Annotated in this window: 22 protein-coding genes; 15 read left to right on the top strand and 7 right to left on the bottom strand. The window is 60.8% G+C overall.

What is annotated here, in order from left to right; all coding sequences use genetic code 11:
* Window positions 1–362: 362 nt before the first annotated feature.
* Complete coding sequence (locus ZBI01S_RS08155) at window positions 363–626, bottom strand: acyl-CoA carboxylase subunit epsilon (RefSeq protein WP_066058996.1); 264 nt, start codon at window positions 624–626, stop codon at window positions 363–365.
* Complete coding sequence (locus ZBI01S_RS08150; RefSeq protein ID WP_066058993.1) at window positions 626–2230, bottom strand: acyl-CoA carboxylase subunit beta; 1605 nt, start codon at window positions 2228–2230, stop codon at window positions 626–628. Before ZBI01S_RS08150 ends, ZBI01S_RS08155 begins: the two co-directional genes overlap by 1 nt.
* 319 nt (window positions 2231–2549) lie before the next feature.
* Between ZBI01S_RS08150 and ZBI01S_RS08145 the strand changes: the two genes are divergently transcribed.
* The 3 genes from ZBI01S_RS08145 to ectB all read left to right on the top strand — a co-directional run bounded on the left by ZBI01S_RS08145 (window position 2550) and on the right by ectB (window position 5487).
* Window positions 2550–3401, top strand: a complete 852-nt coding sequence (locus tag ZBI01S_RS08145; protein ID WP_066058991.1) for a biotin--[acetyl-CoA-carboxylase] ligase — start codon at window positions 2550–2552, stop codon at window positions 3399–3401.
* Window positions 3398–4090: a PH domain-containing protein gene (locus ZBI01S_RS08140; protein WP_066058989.1), complete on the top strand. Its 693-nt coding sequence runs from the start codon at window positions 3398–3400 to the stop codon at window positions 4088–4090. The genes ZBI01S_RS08145 and ZBI01S_RS08140 overlap by 4 nt, the downstream gene beginning before the upstream one ends.
* A gap of 143 nt (window positions 4091–4233) precedes the next feature.
* A complete protein-coding gene (gene ectB / locus ZBI01S_RS08135; protein WP_066058986.1) occupies window positions 4234–5487 on the top strand; it encodes a diaminobutyrate--2-oxoglutarate transaminase in 1254 nt (417 codons plus the stop codon).
* A 299-nt stretch (window positions 5488–5786) separates the two neighbouring features.
* Here ectB and ZBI01S_RS08130 read toward each other — a convergent pair whose 3' ends face one another.
* A complete protein-coding gene (locus tag ZBI01S_RS08130; protein ID WP_110477072.1) occupies window positions 5787–6377 on the bottom strand; it encodes a GtrA family protein in 591 nt (196 codons plus the stop codon).
* A gap of 231 nt (window positions 6378–6608) precedes the next feature.
* Between ZBI01S_RS08130 and ZBI01S_RS08125 the strand changes: the two genes are divergently transcribed.
* The 3 genes from ZBI01S_RS08125 (at window position 6609) to ZBI01S_RS08115 (ending at window position 9745) form a co-directional block, all read left to right on the top strand.
* Window positions 6609–7739, top strand: a complete 1131-nt coding sequence (locus tag ZBI01S_RS08125; protein ID WP_083524634.1) for a 5-(carboxyamino)imidazole ribonucleotide synthase — start codon at window positions 6609–6611, stop codon at window positions 7737–7739.
* A 94-nt stretch (window positions 7740–7833) separates the two neighbouring features.
* Complete coding sequence (gene purE, locus ZBI01S_RS08120; protein ID WP_066059029.1) at window positions 7834–8301, top strand: 5-(carboxyamino)imidazole ribonucleotide mutase; 468 nt, start codon at window positions 7834–7836, stop codon at window positions 8299–8301.
* A 49-nt stretch (window positions 8302–8350) separates the two neighbouring features.
* Window positions 8351–9745 (top strand): LCP family protein, encoded by a 1395-nt coding sequence (locus ZBI01S_RS08115; RefSeq protein WP_066058980.1) that lies wholly within the window; start codon window positions 8351–8353, stop codon window positions 9743–9745.
* Window positions 9746–9861: 116 nt separating this feature from the next.
* Here ZBI01S_RS08115 and ZBI01S_RS08110 read toward each other — a convergent pair whose 3' ends face one another.
* Window positions 9862–10242, bottom strand: coding sequence for a hypothetical protein (locus tag ZBI01S_RS08110; RefSeq protein WP_159421472.1), 381 nt, complete (start codon window positions 10240–10242; stop codon window positions 9862–9864).
* 399 nt (window positions 10243–10641) lie between these two features.
* Between ZBI01S_RS08110 and ZBI01S_RS09880 the strand changes: the two genes are divergently transcribed.
* The 8 genes from ZBI01S_RS09880 to ZBI01S_RS08080 all read left to right on the top strand — a co-directional run bounded on the left by ZBI01S_RS09880 (window position 10642) and on the right by ZBI01S_RS08080 (window position 19441).
* Window positions 10642–10782, top strand: a complete 141-nt coding sequence (locus ZBI01S_RS09880; protein WP_159421471.1) for a hypothetical protein — start codon at window positions 10642–10644, stop codon at window positions 10780–10782.
* 163 nt (window positions 10783–10945) lie between these two features.
* Window positions 10946–12574: a hypothetical protein gene (locus ZBI01S_RS08105; protein WP_066058971.1), complete on the top strand. Its 1629-nt coding sequence runs from the start codon at window positions 10946–10948 to the stop codon at window positions 12572–12574.
* Between the two features lie 203 nt (window positions 12575–12777).
* Window positions 12778–13158 carry a hypothetical protein gene (locus tag ZBI01S_RS08100; protein WP_159421470.1) on the top strand — a complete coding sequence of 127 codons (381 nt, stop codon included), beginning with the start codon at window positions 12778–12780 and terminating at the stop codon, window positions 13156–13158.
* 309 nt (window positions 13159–13467) lie between these two features.
* A complete protein-coding gene (locus ZBI01S_RS08095) occupies window positions 13468–16005 on the top strand; it encodes an esterase-like activity of phytase family protein (RefSeq protein ID WP_066058964.1) in 2538 nt (845 codons plus the stop codon).
* A 171-nt stretch (window positions 16006–16176) separates the two neighbouring features.
* Entirely contained in the window at window positions 16177–16761 is a 585-nt protein-coding gene (locus tag ZBI01S_RS09875; protein ID WP_159421469.1) for a hypothetical protein, read from the top strand.
* Between the two features lie 141 nt (window positions 16762–16902).
* Complete coding sequence (locus ZBI01S_RS08090) at window positions 16903–17208, top strand: hypothetical protein (RefSeq protein WP_159421468.1); 306 nt, start codon at window positions 16903–16905, stop codon at window positions 17206–17208.
* Window positions 17209–17282: 74 nt separating this feature from the next.
* A complete protein-coding gene (locus tag ZBI01S_RS08085; protein WP_159421467.1) occupies window positions 17283–18833 on the top strand; it encodes a hypothetical protein in 1551 nt (516 codons plus the stop codon).
* A gap of 5 nt (window positions 18834–18838) precedes the next feature.
* Window positions 18839–19441: a hypothetical protein gene (locus tag ZBI01S_RS08080; RefSeq protein WP_159421466.1), complete on the top strand. Its 603-nt coding sequence runs from the start codon at window positions 18839–18841 to the stop codon at window positions 19439–19441.
* 82 nt (window positions 19442–19523) lie between these two features.
* Here ZBI01S_RS08080 and ZBI01S_RS08075 read toward each other — a convergent pair whose 3' ends face one another.
* The 3 genes from ZBI01S_RS08075 to rfbB are packed head-to-tail and all read right to left on the bottom strand — an operon-like array spanning window position 19524 to window position 22500.
* A complete protein-coding gene (locus ZBI01S_RS08075) occupies window positions 19524–20669 on the bottom strand; it encodes a glycosyltransferase family 4 protein (RefSeq protein WP_066058952.1) in 1146 nt (381 codons plus the stop codon).
* A complete protein-coding gene (gene rfbD, locus ZBI01S_RS08070) occupies window positions 20669–21520 on the bottom strand; it encodes a dTDP-4-dehydrorhamnose reductase (RefSeq protein WP_066058950.1) in 852 nt (283 codons plus the stop codon). Before rfbD ends, ZBI01S_RS08075 begins: the two co-directional genes overlap by 1 nt.
* Window positions 21517–22500: a dTDP-glucose 4,6-dehydratase gene (gene rfbB, locus ZBI01S_RS08065; RefSeq protein ID WP_066058948.1), complete on the bottom strand. Its 984-nt coding sequence runs from the start codon at window positions 22498–22500 to the stop codon at window positions 21517–21519. The genes rfbD and rfbB overlap by 4 nt, the downstream gene beginning before the upstream one ends.
* 173 nt (window positions 22501–22673) lie before the next feature.
* On the opposite strand from rfbB, the gene ZBI01S_RS08060 reads away from it, so the two are divergent.
* On the top strand, window positions 22674–24585 hold a 1912-nt coding region (locus ZBI01S_RS08060; protein ID WP_159421465.1), incomplete at its 3' end, for a glycosyltransferase.

The raw sequence follows: 24585 nt of genomic DNA, 5'->3' as shown, positions 1-24585 counted from the left end.
AGGCGGTGCTTCGAGCCCCGGCAAAATTTGTTGCCTAGGGGAGGGTTCGTCCACATATATGTTTCGTAGGCGCTCAGCGGCAACAATTCTTGCCGGTGGGGTTGAGCTGACAGCTCATGGGGTGTCTGGCTGTTTGGACGCCGTGCTCGTACCGGCAACGCACCGGTTGGAAATTTGTTGCATATAGGCGTGGGCATGCCGATATACGGCTCGATGGTGCGTATTTGCAACAAAATTCCAGGCTGCTCGAGGTTGAACAGCCCGGCACTGCCTGCCCGGCGCTGCCTGCCGAGGCGGGGCAGGCCGAGGCTGCCTAGTGAACGGCAACCTCGGTCGGGTCTGGCGTCTAGAGCCGAGCGGTGCTAACGGAAGCGGCCGAACAACGGATCGTTTGGGCTAGTGCCGCCGCGCAGCGGGCGCTGCGTCGTCTGCCAAGGCGAAAGTCGTTTCACGCGGTCGCGTGGGCGGTCGACTGCCACGCCCTCGTTAAACAGCACACCGAGCGTGGCGGCAATCGCCGCAATTTCGTCGGTGCTGGGGTTACCGCCCACGATCTGCCCATCACCCGGCTCGAGCGAGTCGCTCAAGTCGAGGTCGGGGATGCGGACCTTCGGTTGTTCGGCCATTAGAGCGGAATGTTTCCGTGCTTCTTCGGCGGCATGGATGCGCGCTTCGAGCGCAGCGAACGCAGCGCCTTCATGATGGTCACGCGGGTCGCGGCTGGCTCAATGATCGAGTCGAGCTCACCGCGTTCGGCCGCCAAGTATGGCGACGCCACGTTGTACGTGTATTCATCTGCGAGCCTCTTACCGAGCGCATCCGCATCCTCGCCCGCTTCGCGAGCGGCCGCGATATCGCGACGGTACAGAATGTTCACCGCGCCCTGTCCGCCCATAACGGCGATCTCGGCGGTCGGCCAAGCAAAGTTCAGGTCGGCGCCGAGCGCCTTCGAACCCATCACGATGTACGCACCGCCGTAGGCCTTGCGCAGGATTACGGTCACGAGCGGCACCGTGGCTTCGGCGTACGAGTAGAGCAGCTTCGCACCGCGGCGAATCACGCCGCTCCACTCCTGGTCGGTGCCGGGCAGGTAGCCGGGCACGTCAACCAGCGTGACGATCGGAATCGAGAATGAGTCACACATCCGCAGGAAGCGCGCGGCCTTTTCGCCGGCGTCGATGTTCAGCGTGCCGGCCATCTGGTTCGGCTGGTTGGCGATGATGCCAATCGGCGAACCCTCGATGCGCGCAAAACCGACCACGATGTTGGGCGCGAACAGCTCCTGAATCTCCAGGAACTCGCCGTCGTCGACGATCGTTTCGATGACCTTGAGCACGTCGTACGGCTGCGAGGTCGAGTCGGGAATGATCGTGTTGAGCACCCGGTCGGCGTCGGTGATTTCGTATTCGGCGCCGGCTTCGTAGGTGGGCAGTTCTGCCAGGTTGTTGTCGGGAAGGTAGCTCAGCAGGTTGCGGGCGAAGTCGAGGGCGTCTTCTTCGTCGGATGCGAGGTAGTGCGAGACGCCGGAAGTCTGGTTGTGCGCGAGCGCGCCACCGAGCTCCTCCATGCCCACGTCTTCACCGGTGACGGTCTTGATCACGTCTGGTCCGGTGACGAACATGTGCGAGGTCTTGTCGACCATGATGACGAAGTCGGTGAGTGCGGGGGAGTAGACCGCGCCACCGGCCGCCGGACCCATGACGATCGAAATCTGCGGGATGACGCCGGACGCGGCCGTGTTCATCCGGAAAATCTCACCGTACTTTCCGAGCGCAATGACACCTTCTTGGATGCGCGCACCGCCCGAGTCGAGGATGCCGATGATGGGCACGCCGGTCTTGAGCGCGTGCTCCATGATCTTGACGATCTTGGCGCCCGCAGCTTCGCCGAGCGAGCCGCCGAACACGGTGAAGTTCTGTGAGTAGACCGCGACGTTGCGGCCGTGAATCGTGCCCGTGCCGATAACGACCGAGTCGCCGTAGGGGCGCTTTTTCTCCATACCGAACGAGGTGGCGCGGTGGCGCACGAACTCGTCGTATTCCACGAACGAGCCGGGATCGAGCAGCGCCAGGATGCGTTCGCGAGCGGTGTTCTTGCCCTTGGCATGCTGCTTTTCAGCAGCGGCAGCTTCGGCGTCGGTGACGGCCTCGGCGTGGCGGTCGTGGAGCTCTTTGATGCGACCTGCGGTCGTGAGGTCCACGAGCTGGTCGTCGGCGGGCTTGTCGTTCATTCCGCCCACTCTATACGCGCTGGCCTGCGAGCGACTAGATAAAACCGTGCATTACTCGGTCGGTTTTCTTGAGGAAACCACCAAAATCAGTCGTTGGATGGATGGGGTGGGAATCGCGGGAAGTGTTCGCCTTCCGCAGCGCCCCGGTCATGCCCGCGACTTTGCGTGCGCGCTCGCTAGGCTTGTCCCATTCTTGGCTCATGCTTGTTTGGGCCCAAACGCCGACTGGCTGTCGTATCAGCCTGGCGGTCGCAACACCCTGCCACCGCAACAACCTACCGCCGCAAGACCCTGCCACCGCAACAACAGAGGAGCGCCGATGACCGCATCGCAACCGGATGCATCCGGCACCCCAAACACCGCCAACGGCGCGGCCGTCGAGTGGCTGGCGCAGGTGGATTCGACCAACGACGAACTTCGCCGCCGCTTTGTGGCCGAGCAGTCGATCGCACCGTTCGCGACGATCGCCACGACGTCACAGACCGCTGGCCGCGGCCGGCTCGACCGCGAGTGGGTCGATACCCCGGGCGCATCGCTCGCAATGTCGACGTTCGTGCGGTTTCCGGCGGATGCGGCCCGCGAGTCGATCGGTTGGGTCGCGTTGGCCGCCGGTGCTGCCCTGCGCGCGACACTCGTGGCGGTGGCACCAAACCTCGACTGCGGCATCAAATGGCCGAACGACGTGTTGATCGCCGAGCAGAAGGTTGCCGGGATTCTCGGCGAAGTGCTCGGCGTCGTTGATGGCGGCGCCGAGTTCGCCTGCGTGATCGGCACGGGCGTGAATCTGGCGCGCACCGGTGGGGCGCTGCCGCAGGCAACCTCGCTCGCCGAGCACGGCGTCGAGATCGCGGCCACAGAACTGGCGGAACGGTACGCGGGGGAGCTTGCTGACCGCATCCGCAACTTGATTGCAAACGGCGGTGACGCCGCCGCCAGCGGCCTGCACGAGGAACTCACGGCGCACTGCGTGACGCTCGGCTGCCCGGTCGAGGTCACGCTCGCCGATGGCGACATTAAGCGGGGCACCGCGCTCGGGCTCGAACGCGACGGACGTCTGCGGGTGCGGGCATTCGCGGCCGACTCGACCACCGAACCCGCCGCTGCACCCGAGTTTTCGGTGCACGTCGGCGACATCACTCATCTGCGCGTACGAGAGGGGCAGGCATCGTGAAACTGCCGTTTCGCAAATCCGAAAACAAGGATGCGGCACCGCAATTCGGCGGACCAGGCGCGAGCCAGCAGCCGGGTTACCAGCCGTTCCCGCCGCATGCCCAATATGCGCCGCAACCACAGCCCGCGGCGCCGCAGCAACCACCAGCCGGCAACGTCAGTGACATTCACTACCGTCTGGATGCGCCGCTGCCGACCCAGGTGAGCGCCCCAGCGCCCCGCGTCAACGGCAAGAACGGCGCGCCCGAGGTCGTGATTGCGCGCATCCACCGCCACGCCCGGGGCGTCATTTTGCCGAGCATCGCCATGATCGTCGGTGCCGGTTTCCTTGGCTTCAGCACAAGCGAACTGCGCGAAGCGGGCAGCGGCATCTCGTACTTGCTCATCGGTGTCGCGTTGACACTGCTTTTGGGCTTGGCGCCGCTGATCGTGTGGCTGCGACAGCGATTCACCGTCACTTCGAAGCGCACCACCAGTCGCGGCAGCCTCAGCAAGGGGCAGAGCGGCGAAATGCTGCACCACCAGGTCGCTTCGGTTGTTACGCGGCAAAACGGGTGGCAGAAGCTCTTTGGCTCGGGAACCATCCGCCTGACGGGCTTCGATGGCCGGGTGCTCGAACTCAACGATGTGCCAAATGTCGTCACGGTTTCCGCAGCACTTCGTGAGCTATCCGGAGCGTTTGGCGAGTAGGGTTTACTCCCGAGCGCTGCGAACGCAATGCGGCCAAGAGTCAGCATTTGGCGGATGCACAGCCGAAACTTCGCTGCCCACCGGCAACGAACGAACCACTGGCGCTGCGAAGGCGAGCGTCGGAACAATATTTGGAGGACTCCATGAACATGGAAGTGTTTGAACGCCGTGAGTCCGAAGTGCGCGGGTACATCCGCTCCTTCCCGACGGTGTTTAGCAAGGCGAAGGGCGCCCGCATCACGGCCGAAGATGGCCGCGAATACATCGACTTCTTTGCCGGTGCCGGAACCCTGAACTACGGACACAACAACGACGAGTTCAAGCAGGCCCTGCTCGACTACATCGAAGGCGATGGCATCACGCACGGTCTTGACATGGCGACCGAGCAGAAGCGCGCCTTCCTCGAGGCCTTCGAGCGCCACATCCTTGAACCGCGCGGTCTGGACTACAAGGTGCAGTTCACCGGCCCGACCGGCACAAACACTATCGAGGCAGCCCTCAAGCTTGCCCGCATGGCCACCGGCCGCAGCAACGTGATCGCGTTCACGAATGCGTTCCACGGATGCACGCTCGGTGCGGTTTCTGCGACCGCCGGTAAGAACTTCCGCGACGCCGCCGGCGTCAACCTCGGCAACATCACCCGCCTGCCGTTTGACGGCTACCTTGGCGAGGGCGTTGACACGCTCGACCTGCTCGAGCGCATGCTCGACGACACCCACAGCGGTGTCGACAAGCCAGCCGCGGTCATCCTCGAAACCATTCAGGCTGAGGGCGGCATCCGCGTCGCATCGACCGAGTGGTTGCAGCGCCTGCGCAAGATCACCGAAGACCGCGACGTGCTGCTCATCGCCGATGACATTCAGGTTGGTTGCGGCCGTACCGGCAAGTTCTTCAGCTGGGAAGAAGCCGGTATCGTGCCGGACTTCGTCACGCTGTCGAAGTCGATCGGTGGCTACGGTCTGCCGATGGCGCTGCTGCTCATCCGCCGCGAGCTGGACATCTGGAAGCCGGGTCAACACTCGGGTACCTTCCGTGGCCTGAACCTGTCGTTCGTTGGTGCACGTCGCGCCATCGAGACGTACTGGACTGACGACAAGTTCGAACAGGGTATCGCCGAGCGCGCCGAGATCATTCGCGCGGCACTGGGCAAGATCGCCGAGGCCAAGCCTGAGCTTGGTCTTGAGCTGCGCGGCCGTGGCCTGGTGCTCGGCTTTGAAGCAACGGCTGATGACACCTGGGCGCCACGCGTCAGCAAGGCGGCGTTCGAGCGCGGCCTCATTATCGAGTGCGCCGGTTCGAAGGACCAGGTGCTGAAGTTCCTGCCGCCGCTGAACATCGACCTCGACGACCTCAACAAGGGTCTCGAGCTGCTGGCTGAGGCCATCGACGCGGCCTAGTTACCTTGGTGCATCCCGGTGAGCGGGATGCCGAAGCGGGGCGGTGGAGTGCAAACTCCACCGCCCCGCTTCATAGTTGTCGTGCGTTCTTAGACTTCGGACGTTCTTCGAGCCCGGTAAACAGGCCTGACATCGCTGACACGTCGTTTGACTCATCATTTTCGACACATTCGGGTGGAATTGCGGGCATTTGCTCGCATTTGATGAGTCAAACGACACCGCACAGTCGAGATTCGTTCGGTCGGAAACAACAACGCCCGCGGCAAGTCGGCGCGGGCGTCAGTTCGAGGATGCGGTTGCTACAGCGACGCGTGCTCGTGTCGCTGAATGCGCTTGGGGGAGTAGACCCACCAGCGGTACAGCGCAAAGCGGAACAGCGAACCGACACCGATACCCACAATCTTCGACAGGTTGTCGGCCAGTGGCGTCGTCCACTCGAGCATGTAGTGCGTGACCCACAGCGGAATCAGGCTGATGATCATTCCCGCGAGGCTTACAAGCAGGAACTCCATGGCCTCGTGCCAGGTGGACTTGTGGTGGCGTTCGTGACGGAACGTCCACAGCCGGTTACCGACCCAGTTGAACGCGATCGCCACGAGCGTGCCGATTACATTGGCCGCCATCGGGCCCCAGCCCACTACCTCGGGGGCGAGCACCGTCAACCGCAGCGCGTTAAACACGCCGAGGTCAACGACGATGCCGAGTCCGCCAACGAGTCCAAACTTCATGAACTGCGAAGTCAGCGCCTTCCACCACGCCCCGCTCCAGCGCACCGGGTGGTGCTGCGGGTGGATCTGCGCATCCGATTCATTTGCCGCGATGATGGCGATCGGTCCCGATTGTGGATTCGGGCAGTCTTGCCATTCGGGTAGTTCGGAAGAGTTGCGCAAAACAGGGTCCAGACAGGGTTCGTCAATGAGTGGAAAGATCGGTGTCGCCGATCTGCCTGGCGCCGGTCAGGCGCCAAAGAGCCCTTCGATTCTTGCATGAGTGGGCAATTTCCGCCGGTAGTGGAAGAATACGAACGGTAATTCACGGGGATCCGTGACCTGTATGGATGCACTCGGCTCGGCCATCCGCATCCGTCACCGCAGGGATATGGGCACGAACTTGAACGAAGGATGCAGGTAATGGGCGTACCGGTAGTTGGCGTAGTTGGCGGCGGACAGCTTGCCCGCATGATGGTGCCGCCCGCGATTGCGCTCGGCATCGAAATCCGCGTGCTGGCAGAGAAACCGGACGCATCCGCTCGACTCGCCGCAAGCGCCGTCGGTGACTACCGCGACCTCGAAACCGTTCGTACGTTCGCGAAGGACGTTGACGTCATCACCTTCGACCACGAACACGTGCCGCAAGACGTGCTGCGCGCACTCGTTACCGACGGAGTCGCCGTGCACCCCGGCCCCGACGCGCTGCAGTTCGCGCAGGACAAGCTCGAAATGCGTCGACGCCTCGCCGAAGTCGGAGTGCCGATGCCTGATTGGGCGGGCGTTCGTAACGCTGAAGAACTGCAGGCGTTCATTGACGAGCACGGCGGTGCGGCGATCGTGAAGACTCCGCGCGGCGGTTACGACGGTCACGGCGTGCGCAAGGTCACCGCAGGAACCGAGGTCGCCGACTGGTTCGCCGACTTCGACGAACTGCTTGTGGAAGAGCTCGTCGACTTCCGCCGCGAACTCGCGCAGCTGGTTGCTCGTCGTCCATCTGGGCAGATGGCGGCTTGGCCGGTCGTCGAGACGGTGCAGGTCGATGGCGTGTGCAAGGAAGTCATGGCACCCGCACCGCACGCAACCCCGCGCATCCACCAAGTCGCTCACGAAATTGCTGAGTCGATCGCCTCGGGCCTCGACGTCACCGGTGTGCTCGCGGTCGAACTGTTCGAAACGACCGACGACCGCATCCTGGTCAACGAACTCGCCATGCGCCCCCACAACTCGGGACACTGGACCATTGACGGTTCGCGCACGAGCCAGTTCGAGCAGCACCTGCGCGCCGTGCTCGACCTGCCGCTGGGCGACCCGGCGCCGCGCGAAGCCGCGACGGTCATGATCAACATTCTTGGCGGACCGCAAGGCGAGGCCATCACCGACCGATTCGCTACCGCGATGGCACAATTCCCCGAAGCAAAGCTGCACACGTACGGCAAGGATGCACGCCCCGGCCGCAAGGTCGGTCACGTCAACGTTGCTGGTAGCGAACTCGAACAGGTCGCCTTCGTGGCGCGCGCCGCGGCCGCCGTGTTCGACGACTAATCGCACGCAACCACTCACACATCCAAGACCTACTCGAAACCACAGATACTAAGGACTTACCGTGCAGAACGAACAGCCCCGCGTTGGCATCATCATGGGTTCGGATTCGGACTGGCCGACGATGAAGGCCGCCTACGAAATGTGTGCCGAGTTCGGTATCGCCTGCGAGGTCGACGTTGTTTCGGCGCACCGCACGCCCGACAAGATGGTCAACTATGCGCGCAGTGCCCGTGAGCGTGGCCTGCAGGTCATCATCGCCGGCGCCGGTGGTGCGGCTCACTTGCCGGGCATGGTCGCGTCGATGACCACGCTGCCGGTAATCGGCGTACCGGTGCCGCTCAAGTACCTCGACGGCATGGATTCGCTGCTATCGATCGTGCAGATGCCCGGTGGGATTCCGGTCGCGACCGTTTCGATTGGAAACGCAACAAACGCGGGGATCCTTGCCGCGCGCATCCTCGGCGCAACCGACGCTGCGGTTGCCGAGAAGCTGCAGGCATACGCCGACGGTCTGACCGACATGGTGGCCGACAAGGCCGCCGCACTGCAGCAGCAGCTGTAGGGCGTGGTCGCCCGCCTCTTTTGAGGATCGCGCCGTAGGCTTGGGGCTCATGAGCAACCGTCCGCTGCGCCATCCTGACACCAGTTCGCCGGAGTTCATGACGCGTCGTGCCTGGTGGCTGCTGGGCTCGAACCTGGTGATTCCGGGCACCGGTCCGCTGCTCGCCGGCAACCGCCGATTCGGTCGGCTCGGCCTGCGCATCTGGCTCGGTGTGTTGTTGGCGCTGCTGGTAACGGTGCTGCTGTTCTTCGTGTTCCGCGGACCGCTCTTCTTTGTGCTCTCTACCTGGTGGGGGCTCACGATCTTGGGTCTGTGCATCCTTGTCCTGGGGCTGTGGATGTGTCTGACCGTGCTCGAAACGGTGCGGCAAGTGCAGCTGTTTCGGGTGGATGCGATGGCTCGCGGGCTCATCCTCGCGCTCGCGCTGATCATCGGTGTGATTCCGGTCTTTGTCGCCGGGTATCTCACTTCACAGGTGTTTGCGGTGCGCACGGCAGTGTCGAACCTCTTTGGTGACGAGAACGCCGGCATGAAGTTCCCGAGCGATGGTCGCATCAACATCATGATGCTCGGTGGCGACACTGGTGAAGACCGTGAGGGTACGCGCCCCGACTCGATCAGTGTGATGAGCTTCGACTCGGTGTCGGGCCAGCTCACCACGGTGGGGCTGCCGCGTACGCTCACCGGCTTCTCGTTCAGCGAGGGGCCGATGCAAGAGATGTACCCCGAAAGCTACGACAGCTGCGCGGTTGACGTTTGCTACCTGAACTCGGTTTATACCGAGGTCACCACCTACGACTACGACATGTACGCCGATGCCAAGGCGCACGGCTCTGACCCGGGTATCGAAGCGACGCGCGATGCGGTCGAGTGGATTACCGGGCTGCAGATTCACTACTACGTGATGGTCGACATGAGCGGCTTCGCGGCGCTGGTGGATGCGATGGGTGGCGTTGAGGTCGACGTTAAGGAGCGCGTGGGGCTGGGCATTAACGACGACGGCTCGCCAGACTGGCAGCCGCCATCGGTGTACATCGAACCGGGCAAGCAGACGCTCAACGGTGAGATGGCGCTCTGGTACGCCCGCAGTCGCTACGAGACCACCGACTACGCCCGTATGAAGCGTCAGCGTGAGTTGCAGGATGCGATCATCGCGCAGTTGCCGAAGGCGATGATGTCGCGTTCGAGCCAGATCTTGAAGGCGATCGAAGAGGTCGTGCGTACCGATATTCCTGAGGGCGCGGTTGGCCTCGTGGCCGATCTGGCATTGAAGTCGCGTGGCCGCGACGACAACGTACGCGTTGATCTGGCACCACCGGTGCTTGAGATTGAGGACATCACGCCTGATTACGAGTACGCGCGTGAGCTCATCCACAAGGGCTTTGCGGGTGAAGCGCCGCCCACCGAGGCTCCGGCTGCTCCGGAGGAGGAACCGGTCGAGTAGCCGCACTCGCGGTGCCCGGTGCATCCTGAATGAGGGGTTGCCTGAGCCGACGTGTCAAGGTCGCAAGTGTGCCTAAACAACCCCTGGTTGCGCAGGAGGCGACGGGACGTGGATGTCTAGAGTTCGGAGTTTCGCGGCCACGGTGACTCAGCTGGATAGAAGCAGGGGCTATATGCACTAATCATCACCAGAGGGCCCTTGTCCCGGTTGGTAATTGCCCACACACTAACGTCGAAACCGTCATCCGACCACGCAGACACAGTTGGGCCACGATCCGTATCAGACCGCTCAAGCTGACTCCACTCGCCCTGCTTGGCCAGCTCTGCAGCGATGATCTCCACGGAATCTTCTGCCGCTGCTGGAGTCTTCAGTTCGACTCCGAGGCCACCCATATACGAATACGATCCATCCCAGCTTTCAGGAGGAGCAAAGTAGTCGTTACAGGTTGAAAGCTCACGCTTGACCGTGTCGTTCCGTTCCTCGTCCTCGTTGCTCACTCGGTGTTCCTGGGGGATCATCGCAAGCAACTCACGAATAATCTCCCGACTCCGATCACGCATCTCATGCGCTGACGCAACCGAATACGTCGGGGTCGGTGATGCAGTGCCACTCGTACCGTTGTGGGAGTTTGGGTTTCCGTTCCCACACCCGGTTACGCACAGCGTCAGAGTCGAGACGCAAGCAGTGGCAAGTAGGATTCTCCGCCTCATTCCTAGCTTCACCTTCCCTGAACTCCGAGAAACTTGTTCCGCACTATTCCAACAGGTCGAAAATCTGCCGAGCATGAGGACGCTCACTGCAGCAGCTCGTTGTCTCGACATGTTCGGGACGGAGATTGATTACTTCAACGTGTTAGGTTGCTTGCGTTGGTCGCGCGCAAGTCACAGGAGATTTACATGTCAACTCTGGATGTTCCTGAAGGTGAGTTCGAAAACGCGGCTGAGCGCCTGACCGATGCCGCGGCCAGTTTGCGATCCGCATCCGGCATCTCGGAAATCGAGTCACTGATAACAGCCTCGTTGCCGGGGCGGATGTAGGCAAATCTGCCCACCTTGCGGGTGATGCATGCGACCGCGAATCGGATCGAATTGTATTGCTCCTGGAGCAAGCTGTTGAGGACGCCCTATTCGTAGCGCAAGATCTAAACGATGTTGATGCCCGGTTCGCCTACGCGTTCGACGTAGAGATGGACGGGTAACCATGGACGTGTCTTGGAATGACCTGCAACGTTGGACTCCGGCAGGGCTGGAGGAATCTTATGATTTGGTTTTGTCTGCTCAGCAGGAAACAGAAGCGGCGGGCGACCAACTGCTGTCAGCGAAAACGAACTTTTCTGGAGAGGGTCAGGCAGCGCTCGCGTTTCGTGGAATCGTTGATCGCTATCGGGCGCACGCAGATGACCTTGAAGCACGTCTGACAGAACTTCAGATAGTCCTTAACCAAGCCGCCGAGGCGGTAGAGCAGCTCGCAATTGAAGTCGATTCGACGCAAGCGGCAATCGATGCGGAGCGGTATTTGGTTGATGCAGCGGATCGGGTCCAGCTGCCGGACTGGCTCATTGAACAGTTCGCGCAGGCGAAGAAACAGCGCAGTACTGGCGCGACCTTGCTTGATTTAGAGGGCATTGCACTCCAACGTCGTGATGAGCTGCAAGGAGCCGTTGACACGCTCCGGGAGCAAGCAAAGAGTGTCTTGAGAGAACTTGTATCGGGGCTGTTGCGAGTTCGAGATGGTGAGATATCCGATGCAGCGCAAGTGCTTGCGGACTCGAATGGCTCCGACGCTGCTCCTCAGGAAATAATCGACGCGTTTGGGCAGGCCTCTGCTGCCCAGGTGCGAGCCATGTGGGACTCCCTTGATTTCAATACCCAACGAACCCTTCGAATCAACTTCCCCGAGATTATTGGGAACCTCAGCGGCATTCCATTGTTGGTGCGGCAGAAGGCCAACGATTCCAACATGAATGCCTACTTGGAACGGGAGGAAGCTGCTCGTTCGTCTGAGGAGATCCAAACTCGGATAGATGAACTCACTGCCAAGGAGAACGAGGGGAATCTTGGCCGGAAGGAACGAGCGGAGCTTGCTGATCTGCGGGACGAAGCGCAACGTCGGCAGGCAGTGCGAGACATGCTGGATGGTGACGGCGCGGCGGTGTTCGACCCAAGCAACAACCGAGTGGTTGCAATCGAAGGTGACATTACGAGCGCCCCGGAGCATCTCATTACCGTTGTGCCAGGGACTGGAACATGGATGGGGAGCTTCGCAGACGGTGGTGTGCGAGACCTCCCGCGCGATTTGGTTTCTGGCCTTCAAGAATTTGACCGCAGCGCGGTTGCCTTCGTTGTAAAAGACGGTCCCTGGGCAAGCTGGGCGGGTGAGAACTCAAACATGTTGCATAGCGCAATGGAACGAATGGGATCAACGGTTGCGAATGTCGATGCTGACTTACGCGTTGAGGACTTCGACGGTGATCCGAAAGAAACAGCAATCGTACATAGCGCAGGGATGTCAATCAACAGTGCTGCTGAGGTGCAGGGCGCTCATTACGATGAAGTCATTTCGATTGCTGGGTCATACATGGTTTCAGACTGGGAAGCCGACCAAACAACGGAGTACACGCACATTCAATATGAAGCTGACGCGATCAACGCCGTAGATCGATCCGATTGGCACACAACACCGAATGAAAGCGCCGATTTTGACAAGGTGATTCTTGATAGTGGTGGGCGCGATGGAGTTGATGGGCACACTCGTATTGCGCAGGGTAAAGATAGAAACCCAGAAGGGTTTAAGAGCATTCTTGACAAGATCGTGGATGGTTTGGAATGAAGAATCGTTGGTGCCGGGTGGCACGTGTGATTCCAATAGTTCTGTTGGTAGCGGTCGGGACGGTCTCGTGCCGAAGCGTTTCAGGAGAAACCGAGGTAACGCAATCCACGCAGGTGTATCCGGTTGCGTCAGCGCATGAGATGCGTGATCGGAGTCGGGAGATCATTCGTGAGTTGCTTGCGATGATCCCCCAGGAATACCGAGTGAGCAATGAGGAAGAGGAACGGAACGACACGTTCAAGCGTGAGCTTTCGACCTGTAACGACTACTTTGCTCCTCCTGAAAGCTGGGATGGATCGTACTCGTATATGGGCGGCCTCGGAGTCGAACTGAAGACTCCAGCAGCGGCAGAAGATTCCGTGGAGATCATCGCTGCAGAGTTGGCCAAGCAGGGCGAGTGGAGTCAGCTTGAGCGGTCTGATACGGATCGTGGCCCAACTGTATCTGCGTGGTCGGATGACGGTTTCGACGTCAGTGTGCGGGCAATTGCCAACAGTGACAAGGGGCCTATGGTGGCGATGAGTGCATATAGCCCCTGCTTCTATCCAGCTGAGTCACCGTGGCCGCGCAACTCCGAAATCTAGAAATCCACGGTTCCTGCATCCCGCATCCAGCCACACTGGCAGGACAAATCAGGGGTTGGCTGACACGCGTGGCAAGGTCGCAAGTGTGCCTAAACAACCCCTGGTTGCGCCGCAGGCGACGGGTTGCGTGAGGTAGCGGCACCGCTCGAAACGTATGGCAGTGGATGCATGCGCTCGTTAACCTGCGTGTTCCTGTTCCGTAACTCCGCCGTGACATTGTTTGCTGCACTTGCCGAGGCCTCCTGAGCGCTCGTTTGAACGTTGGGTGTGCCTTGGCAGTAGTTCTTTCCGTTGACTTACAGGAAACTCATGTCAAAGCTCTTTGTTCCAGGCGCCGCACTGCTGGCGATGTCGCTTACGTTCGTCGGGACGGCATTCGCAGGTTCAGCAACGGCAGCAGGCGAATCAACGTTTGACCGCGTCGCCACCTACCCCGTCTATCAGAATGTGCCCGAAGGTGTTGATCCAGCGGCCGAGACTGTAGCGGAAATCTCGACGGTGACGCCAGACGGTAACACCCTTATCTACACCGATGCTGCGGGCCAGCGCATCGGATTCCTCGACATCACCGACCCAGCAAATCCGGTTGGTACGGGGGCGGTTTCGCTCTCGTCAATTGGTAGTGCTGGGGACTCGCCAACTTCGGTGGCGGCGTTCGGTGACTATGTGTTCGTTGTTATTGACGAGTCAGCGGGCGACTTCGTGAACCCGAAGGGCCGCGTCGACATCCTGCGCGTCTCGGACCGCACTGTTGTGAAGTCGATCGACCTCGGTGGTCAGCCCGACTCGATTGCGATTTCTGCCGACGGCAAGTACGCGGCGATCGCAATGGAGAACCAGCGTGATGAAGAGGCCAACGGTGGCGCGCTACCGCAGCAGCCCTCCGGCTTCGTGCAGGTGATTGAACTCACGGGCGACGTCGCCACCTGGGTCGCTGAGCCGATCAGCTTTGCCGACGCATCGGGCACACCACTGCCGATCGTCGCGAACTCGGGCATCATCGCTCCCGAAGACATCGAACCCGAATACGTTTCGATCAACAGCAAGAACCAGCTTGCTGTGACGCTGCAGGAAAACAACGGTGTTGCCATCATCGATCTCAACACCCGCGAAATCACGAAGGTGTGGAGCGCCGGAACTGCGTCGGTCAGCGGCATCGACACCAAGAAGGATGGTGTGATTGACCTCAGCGGTTCGATCACCGATGTGCCGCGTGAGCCGGATGCAATTGGCTGGGTTGACGACAACACCCTCGCCACCGCAAACGAGGGCGACTGGAACGGTGGCACCCGTGGCTGGACTGTCTTTGACACCAACGGCACCGTTGTTTGGGATGCGGGCAACACCTTTGAGCAGCTGGCTGTTGAGCACGGTCTGTACAACGACGGCCGCGCTGGCAAGAAGGGCACTGAACCAGAAGGCCTGGCCATCGCCGAATTCAATGGCGTGAACTACGCGTTCGTTGCTTCGGAGCGTTCGAACTTTGTTGCCGTGTACGACATGAGCAACCCGGCTGATCCCGAGTTCAAGCAGCTGCTGTTCTCGACCAACGGCCCTGAAGGCATCCTGCCGATTCCGTCGCGCGACCTGCTCGCCGTATCGAGTGAAACCGACGAAGCAAAGAAGGGCGTGCGCTCAGCTGTCAACCTGTTCCAGCTGGGTGCTGACACACAGCCGAGCATCGTCTCGGCCGCCGACGAAACCGGCGCTCCGATCGGTTGGACGGCACTCGGTGCGCTGACTGCAGACCCGACCGACCCGAACACCCTGTACACCGCATCCGACTCGGCACTTTCGACGAGCTGGCTGTACAAGATTGACGTTGCGCAGGACCCCGCGGTCATCACTGAGCGCATTCAGGTCATGAAGGACGGCGCGCCGGCCACCTATGACATCGAGGGCGTGTACAAGCGTGCGCAGGGCGGTTTCTGGCTTGCGTCTGAGGGCGCCACCGGCGCTGAAAACCGCTTGGTTCGCATCGACGATGCCGGCAACGTGGTTGAAGAAATCGCGCTGCCTGACGAGGTTGCGGCCCACATCGGTAAGTGGGGTCTTGAGGGCGTAACGGCGTACACGGATGCGGTCGGTAACGAGCGCGTATACGTTGCGATCCAGCGTCTGCTGTGGAACAACCCCCAAGACCCGTCAGCGGGCGGCACTGAGGGTGACAACACCACCCGCATCGGCCAGTACGACGTTGCGACCGGCACCTGGGCGTGGTTCGGATACGAGCTCGAACCTACCAGCGCCAAGGGCGACTGGATGGGGCTTTCGGAGATCACCATGGTCGACGAGAACACCCTCGCTGTGATTGAGCGCGACAAGCTGGCTGGCGACAAGGCTGCGGTCAAGCGCGTATACGCCGTTGACCTGCCTGATCAGGCCACGATTGACGCTGCCGGTGGCGCGCTGATTCCGGTTGCGAAGTCGCTGGCGATCGACGTGCTGCCGATGCTTCAGGAAACCAACGGCTGGACGCAGGAGAAGCTCGAGGGCTTCACCATTGGCGCTGACGGTCGCGTATACGCCGTGACCGACAATGACGGTCTCGACGACGCGAACGGCGAGACGGTATTCCTGCGCCTGGGCCAGGCTTCGGAGTACTTCACCATTGATCAGCCGACCGAGTCGCCGGCACCTTCGGAATCGGCACCGGTAGAGCAGACGCCGACTGCGTCGGCACCGGAGAGTGCGTCGGCTACTGCGGTGGCAACGGATGCGGCTCCGGCAGCAGGCGACCTCGCCGAGACGGGTGCCGAGGGCCTGCAGGTCCTCGCGCTGGTAGGACTCGGTGTTGCCGTGACCGGTGGTGCATTGCTGCTGCGCAACAAGCGCCGCGACGCCTAATCGCTCGAACAGCTGAGGGGGTGGTGGTCAATTCGGTCACCACCCCCTCACTTGTGTGATGATGGATCGAATGCTGCCGGCAGAGTCGCAACGGTCGCATTCCGCCACGACTCGGCCCGTCTTAGGCATCGGGGCAAACGATTTGGACAGTGTTCCTGAGGTGAGGAGTTAATGCTGAAGCGCACTTGGATACGAGTTCTATCACTCGGCGCGGTCGTTCTCGCTACGACCTCAGGTTGTGCCGATTCGGGCAATACCGCTCCTTCGCCTGCGCCAACGTCTACCCATCCGGTCGAGTCGGCGTACGAGATGCGGGGTCGGAGCAGAGAGATTATTGCGGAGATGTTGGCTTTGATTCCGAGCGAGTTGCGTGCTTCGGACGTAGAGGAGGAAAGAAACAAGACTGTTGTTCGGTCGCTGTCAGCATGTGTTGATGCGGGCGAGGTCGACCCGAGTGACTGGAACGGTGCCTATTCCTATTTGGGAGGTCTGGGGGTCAGCGTCATCTCAGAACAAGCGGGAAGAGAAGCGATTCAACAAATTTACGATGATATTTCCAAACGCACAGGATGGGAAGTGGTTGAGGGCCTAGACCACGGCCAAGGGAGAAAATGGTCTTTGACTTCACCCGATGGATTCTTTGTTGAAGCATATGTATTTGTGATGAAAGATGGCACCAATGCGGTTCATCTAAGTGCTCACAGCCCCTGCTTTCTTCCAGCAGAATCCCCATGGCCAAATCATAAGAAGATTTAAGACATTGTTCTGATCAGGCGGAAACGAGTGAGGGGGTGGTCGGATTCAACCCGTTACTCGTCTGTGGGAGACCCCAGACCCGTTTTGTTGTATGGTGGTCGCACCTATAGGGTTGCCTAATCAATGAGGATGGGGTTCTACATGCAGACTCTTGATGTGCCGGAAGGTGCGTTCGAAGACGCCGCTAGCCGGCTAGATCGTGCGAGTGAGCAGCTTCGTGAAGCTACCAGTCTCGCGGAACTTGAGGCATATGTTTCGGCATCGATGCCTGGCGCCACTGACGCAGCGAGTGCTGCCCACGAGGCGGGAGATAGTTGTGACCGTGAGATTGATCGGGTGGCCAACCTAATCACAGAGTCAGCTGCCGATTGCAATTACGTTGCCTTAGACCTCGGCGAAGTCGATGCCCGCTTTGAATACGCCTTCGGCGTTGAATTGGAGGGGTAGGCATGGCGATTACATGGACTGACTTGCACTCATGGGCTCCGGCAGGATTAGAACAAGCATACGAGGCAGTGCTCGTGGCTGAGCATGCCGTTGAGTCCGGTGGAGACATGTTGTTCTCTGCAAAGACAAATTTCGCTGGCAACGGGCAGGCTGCTGATGCGCTTCGGGGCATCATTGGCCGATACTTAACGCACACCGACAACGTTGAAGCGCGTCTGACCGACTTTCTACTTGCGTTAAACCGAGCGGCTGAAGCAGTTGAGCAACTAGCTACTGATGTAGCATCTACTCAGGCGTTGATCGACGCTAATCGATTCGTTGTTGACGGCTCTGACAAAGTACAGATCCCCGATTGGGTTCTGGCTGAGTTGCAGGATGCAGTAGAAGAATCAGGGAAAAACAGCCCATTCGTGCCAGACCCTGTTTCGGTAGCTTATGGAGTCCGCGCTATGTTGCAGGGTGAGCTTGACGGTCTTCTACAAAGGGCTGAGACCATTGCACGCGAACTCAGTTCCAATTGCGACGCGATCCGTGACGGAGACACCTCGCAAGTGGCTGACCTTACGGCCAGTTCGCAGGGGTCTGGGTTCGATTATCAGTCCTTGATTGCAGAATTTGAAACATCGTCAGCCGCGGAAGTAAGTGCTTTGTGGGATTCGCTCGATCACTTTGATCAGCAGCACCTTAAGGCTAACTATCCTGAAATCATCGGGAACCTGAGCGGTGTCCCGTTGGTGATTCGCAAACAAGCGAACGACGCAAATCTGCAGATCTACCTTGACAAATCAGAGAGTGAGCAACCGAGCGCAGAGATTGAATCGAGAATTAAGGAGCTGGAAAAGAGTCAGAATGATGGTCCGCTTTCATCGAAAGAGCAGAGTGAGCTTGACGAGTTGCAAAAGGAACTAGAGCGTCGTGCTGCGGCGAGAGACATGTTGAACGGTGATGGTGCGATTACATTCTCACCTGAAGAGAGCCGTGTAGTTGCGGTTGTTGGTGATCTGGCGGATACACCGGATTATCTGATTACCCACGTGCCAGGTACTGGCACAGAGATGAGTAGTTTTGCGGACGGAGGCGTTCGTGAATTGCCCTCGGACATCGTCGACGCGCTCGAGCGTCAAGGCAAAGGGGCGGTTGCCTTCGTTGTCAAAGATGGTCCTTGGGCGAGCTGGGTCGGTGAAAATTCGAACTCATTACATAGTGCAATGGAACGAATGGGGCAAAGCGTTTACCGGTTGGATGAAGATCTGCGAATTGAAGACTTCGCAGGTGATCCAAGAGAAGTCGGCATTGTCTATAGTGCGGGGATGTCCATCAACAGTGCCGCTGAGGTTCAGGGCGCTCATTACGATGAGGTTATCTCCTTGGCGGGCTCGTATATGGTGTCAAGTTGGGAGTCAGACGCAACAACCGAATACACTCATGTGCAGTATGAGGCAGATGCCATCAATGCTGTCGATCGATCTAAGTGGCACAGGACGCCGAATGAAAGCCTCGCGTTTGACAAAGTTATTCTCGGCAGCGAAGGGCGCGACGGCATTGATGGGCACAATCGGATAGCTCAAGGGAAAGAATCCAATCCAGAGGGGCTTCGAGCTATTATGCGGGAGTTAAACGATTGAGGCGAATGGTTAACTATTCAAAACACTGGCTTGTGGCAAGCCTTGCTGCAGGGATCTCGCTTGGTTTGGTGGGGTGTGTCGATGGGCACCAGGTAAATTCAGAGGCGACCACCGCATCATCCGTTGCCGTGTCAACGCCTCCGGTTCAATCCGCGTTCGGGGTTCGCGATCGTGCAAATGCAATTGTGAAGGATATGGTTGCGCAAATCCCGAAGGAGTTTCGGGTAAGCGATGTAGAGGAAGAACGCTTGGAAAAATCCAAACATGATCTTTCGGCCTGCAATTCGTATGCAAACCCTGACCCCAATTCGTGGGATGGTTCCTATTCGTATATCGGAAGCCTCGGTGTCGAGGTTCGATCGTTGGAAGATGCCACAGCAGCTGCCGATCTCATTTACGAGAACTTTTCGCATCGGCCTGGGTGGGTGATGACGACTAGGGGATACGACCAGCAAGGAAGATATCCATTTATTGAGTCGTCGGATGGATTCCAGGTTGCTGTGGACCCGATCGCGGTGCATGACGGGACGTTCATGGTGACTGTCTATGCGTTCAGCCCGTGTTTCTATCCGGCCGAGTCGCCTTGGCCGAGCGAGACCGAGATCTAAGCGTTTCGGGTGCAAGCCTGCCGGGGCGAAAGGCCTGTTGGGTTCGGTCTCCGGACCCCTGAATACCTAGGCGGTAGCGTGCCTAGAGGTCAGCGTGGATGCGCCACACGAGGTCGGCGGAGTATTCCCACGAATACAGCGGGGCACGGTCACGAGCCGACATCGAGAGCGTTTCGCGCAGCTCCGCATCCGACAACACATTCGCAAGCGCACGAGCCAAACGCGGCACGAACGTCGACGCGTCATCGAGCGAAACCGCGAGCGTCGCATCCCCAGCAACCTCGAGCAGTGCCGGCACATTCGAGTGCACCACTGGTGTGCCGGCCTTGAACGCTTCCAAAAGCGGCAAGCCGAACCCCTCATCGAGCGAGGGCATGCAGAACACGGTAGCCCGGTCGTACAACACCGCGAGCTCGTCGTTCGCGACGAACCCCAGGCTGCGAACACGTGCCGGGTCCACGCCCGCCTGTGCGCACAGCGACTCGATGCTTACATCGCCCCAACCGCTGGGGCCAGCGTGCACGAGCACCGCATCCTGCAGCGCCGGGTCGGCCAGGGCCTGAATCAAGCGATCCAAGCCCTTGCGCGGCTCGAGCGTGCCGACAGCAAGGATGAACGTGTCGGGCAATCCAAAGCGCGAAACGATCTCGTTCAGACGCGCTTCGTCGTCGGGCACTGCCACGTCATTCGATGCGGCACCCGGCACCACGCGTACGCGGTCGCCAAAGTTGTGGATCTGCTGGATCTGGTCAGCCACCGCATGCGTTGGCGTCACAACAGCCGAGGCATACTGCCAGGCACGCCTGAGCTGCGCCTTGTGCCAGCGCACACCGTTTGGGGTAAGGGTCTCCGGATGCGTCCACGGCACGGTGTCGTGCACGGTCACGACGGTCTGCGTGATTTCTCCGGCAGCCGGTGGGTGCAGGGGCACAAACAGGCTTGGCGCATGAATCAGCCCGCCACCAAACGTGCCGGTGAACATACCGTGGCTCCACGCTTTCGCCAGCGCTTTGCGCGACATGCGCGCCGACTGGATATCACCGATGGTGGGAAACTTCGCCCGCAACTGCTCGAGCTCGTCGTCACTAGCCTTAGCGACGAGCCCGGTTACTTCGACTCCCTCGGGGGCACGGCGAATGACCTCGCGGGCGAGGTTTTCGCTGTAGCGTCCGATTCCTCCGGGAACCTCAGCGAGTAGTTGGTCGAGAACGAACTTCAGGGTCACCATTAGACGGCGAGCACTCCATCTTCTGCGGCCTGCTCGAGTGCTTCGAGCCAGGGGCGCATCGGTTCAATACCGGCAGCCGTCCACGCATCGTGTCCGAGTACCGAAAAAGCAGGGCGGGCAGCGGGGCGCTTGAAGGCGGTCGAGTCGGTTGGCTTGACGCGCTCGGGGTCGTTGCCCGAAAGGCGGAAGATTTCGCGGGCGAAATCAAACCAGGTTGCCGTACCCGAGTTCGTGCCGTGGTAGATACCTGCGGGAGCATCCGCATCCACGAGCTTGACGATCTGGCTCGCGAGGTCACGCGTGTAGGTCGGCTGACCGAGCTGGTCGTTGACGACGGTGATCTCGGGGTGCGTGCCCGCAAGCTTCACCATGGTCTTGGCGAAGTTTGGTCCGCCCGCACCGTACAGCCACGCCGTGCGCACGATGTAGGTGCCGGTCGGATGCGCGGCAAGGGCCGCTACTTCACCGGCAGCCTTGGTGCGGCCATAGGCGTTGATCGGATCGCGCGGGTCATTCTCGCCGTACGGTTCGGTGGCATCGCCCTTGAACACGTAGTCGGTCGAAACGTGCACAAACTTCGCGCCGGTGGCCGCGGCCGCGGCAGCAAGGTTAGCGACACCGGTGCCGTTGATCGCGAGCGCCGCATCCTCGTTCGTTTCGGCGTCGTCAACGGCCGTGTACGCGGCAGCGTTGATGATGACGTCGAACCCCTTGAGCGTTTCGGCAGTTGCGGCAGCGTCGGTGATGTCGAGGTCGTGACGCGTAAACGCCGTCACCTCACGCCCGGCCAGAGCCTGCTGGAGGTCCTGGCCGAGCATGCCGGCGGCGCCGGTGATGGCGTAGCGGGTCACAGGGCTGCACGCTCCTTGAGCGGCTCCCACCATGCACGGTTGTCGCGGTACCACTGGATGACCTCGTCGAGACCCTGCTCGAACGGAACCTGCGGCTCGTAGCCGAGCTCTTCCTGGATCTTTGAAATGTTGACGCAGTAGCGCAGGTCGTGGCCCTTGCGGTCGGCAACGTGGTCGATGTACGACTCATCCTTGCCCATGCGTTCGAGGATCATCGCGGTGATCTCGTTGTTGGTGAGCTGGGTACCGCCACCGATGTTGTAGACCTCGCCAGCGCGGCCCTTCGCAAATACGAGGGCGATGCCGCGGCAGTGGTCGTCAACGTGTAGCCAGTCGCGAACGTTCTCGCCGGTGCCGTAGAGCGGCACGTGCTTGTCATCCATGAGGTTCGTAACGAACAGCGGGATGAGCTTCTCAGGGAAGTGGTACGGGCCGTAGTTGTTCGAGCAGCGGGTGATCGACAGGTTCAGGCCGTGGGTGCGGTGGTAGGCGCGGGCAATAAGGTCGCTGCCGGCCTTCGACGCGGCGTATGGCGAGTTGGGTTCGAGCGGGTAGTCCTCGCTCCATTCGCCTTCTTCGATCGAACCGTAGACCTCGTCGGTCGACACGTGAACGAAACGCTCGGTGCCGTGCTTGAGCGCTGCATCCAGCAGGCGCTGCGTGCCGAGCACGTTCGTCTCAACGAAAATCGATGCGTCGGTGAGCGAACGGTCAACGTGCGACTCGGCAGCAAAGTGCACGACGCCATCGATACCGGGGAAGATTTCGTCGAGCAGCTCAACGTCGCGAATGTCGCCCTCGATGAACGTGAGACGAGGCGAATCGGCTACCGGGTCGAGGTTCTCCTTGACACCCGAGTAGGTGAGGGCGTCGAGCACAACGATCTCGGCGCCCTCGATGCCTGGCAGCTCGTCTCGGATCGCGCGGCGAACGAAGTTCGAGCCGATGAATCCGGCGCCACCGGTAACGAGGAGTTTCATGTACGTCCTTACTCTGTCTAGCTATTGACGGAACGTCGGTCTTGCGTTGACGGAACGTCGTTTGACGGGTCAAGTTACGCGCGGGCGCAACTGTCGTGCCTCCAGACTAGACTGCACACTCTGTTCTCGGTTGACGTTGCGCTGAGTGTTGGTGGTCGCGGTAGCGTGGATGCGTGCTGAATTCATCCGCAGGGCGTATGCCGACACCACCGCAAATCGACACCATCGCCGCGATTGTGGTGACTTGGAATGGCGGCGACGAAGCGGTCGCCGCGGTGCGGTCGTTGCTCGCGCAAGATACCGCCAATCGTGCGCTGACCGTCGTAGTGGTCGACAATCACTCGAGTGATGACACGCTCGATCGAATTCGTACGGATGCACCGGGTGCGGTCATCGTGTCGCTGTCAGAAAACCGCGGGTACGGCGCCGCCGCCAATGCTGGCATGCGCGCGGCCGCGGCCGACGCCTACGTGATTTGCAACCAGGATGCGGAGTATCAGCCGGGATTCGTGACCGCGCTCGCGGACGCGTTGGACCGGTATCCCGCCGCCGGTGCGGCAACTGCGCAGGTGCGACTTGCCGGTACCTTCGTGCCAGCCGACGAGACCGACGCTGACGCCTACACCGCGCACGATGGCGCGCGTTGGCGCCGCGCCGACCACGGCCTCGAACTGCTGAACTCAACCGGTAACCAGATCAGCCGATCCGGTAACGGCCGCGACCGGGGCTGGCTGGCGCCGGTGGGTGCCGAGTTCGATACCCGCGTCTTCGGTTTTCACGGCGGCGCGGCAATGCTGCGCGCTGAGGCCGTGGTGCCGCTGGGCGGGTTCGACGAACGCTACTTCATGTACTACGAAGACACCGACCTCTCGTTCCGGTTGCGTCGCGCCGGCTGGCAGATCGTGTACGCACCCGAAGCGGTGTCGGTGCACCAGCACGCGAGCTCGTCGGGTACGACTTCGACCCGGTTTGTGCGGTGGAATACGCGCAATCGCATCTGGTGTGCGCGACGCAACGGACCCGCATCCATGCAAATCGCCGCGATTACTCGCACCGCGATCGGCGCCAAGCTCGGCCTGCTGAAATCGCTCACCATGCGTGGTGCAGGTGCGGCGGATGCGCGGGCGCTCGCGGTCGCGCGGGTTCGTGGATTGCTTGATGGTTGCGGTCGGTTGCCGCAGTGGGCGCAGGAACCAATTCGACCGGACGCCGCCAGCCAAGCCTCCGCGACGGTGAACGCCGAGGTGACTGACCGCATCCTGTGCGATTTCACCTCACTGCCGCCAAAGCTCGGGGGAGTGGGTCGCTACCTTGAGGGGCTTGCGACCGGGCTTGCGGAACTGGAGGCGGTGCCGATGCTGGTGGTGCGCCCCGAGCACGAGGCACACTTCCGTGCGCTGGTGCCGCACGCCTCGATCGTGTTGGCACCGAACTGGATCGGCAAGCGCGGCCTGCGTTTCGTTTGGGAACAGATCGGCCTGCCGCAGTTGGCACGCCGGGTGGGCGCGACGACGATCCACTCGCCGCACTACACGTTCCCGCTGGCACCGTTCGCGCGGGGTCTGCGTCGCGTGGTGACGGTGCATGACGCCACGTTCTTCTCGGATCCTGACGCCCACAGCACGCTCAAGCGCGTGTTCTTCCAGGCCTGGATTCGTGCGGGTGTTCGTGCCGATGTGCAATTGATTGCGCCGAGTCGGGCGACTGCCGATGAAGTGACGAAGTACGCGGGTGCGCCGCGTCGTGACATCGTGGTGGCGTACCACGGTGTCGACCGAGAGGTGTTTCGCGAGCCGACTGCCGATGAACTCGCAGAGTTCCGCACAGCGCACGATCTTGGCGATGCGCCGTGGATTGCGTTCTTGGGCACGATCGAGCCGCGCAAGCGCGTTGGTGAGTTGATTCGTGCGCATCGCGAGCTCTGCGCGGAATACGGTTGGCGTGACGCAGAGGCCCCGTTGCTGCTGATTTCGGGCCAGCGCGGTTGGGATACGGATGCGGCAGCTGAGCTGGATGCGGCGGCATCGGATGCGTCGCGCCGGGTTCGCGAACTCGGGTACTTGCCGCTCGACGAACTTCGGGTTC

This window comes from [Zimmermannella] bifida NBRC 103089, from assembly GCF_001570925.1.
In the GTDB taxonomy this organism is placed as follows: Bacteria; Actinomycetota; Actinomycetes; order Actinomycetales; family Microbacteriaceae; genus Gulosibacter; species Gulosibacter bifidus.
Note: the sequence above shows the minus strand (reverse complement) of the source record. Positions and strands in the feature narration are given on the sequence as shown.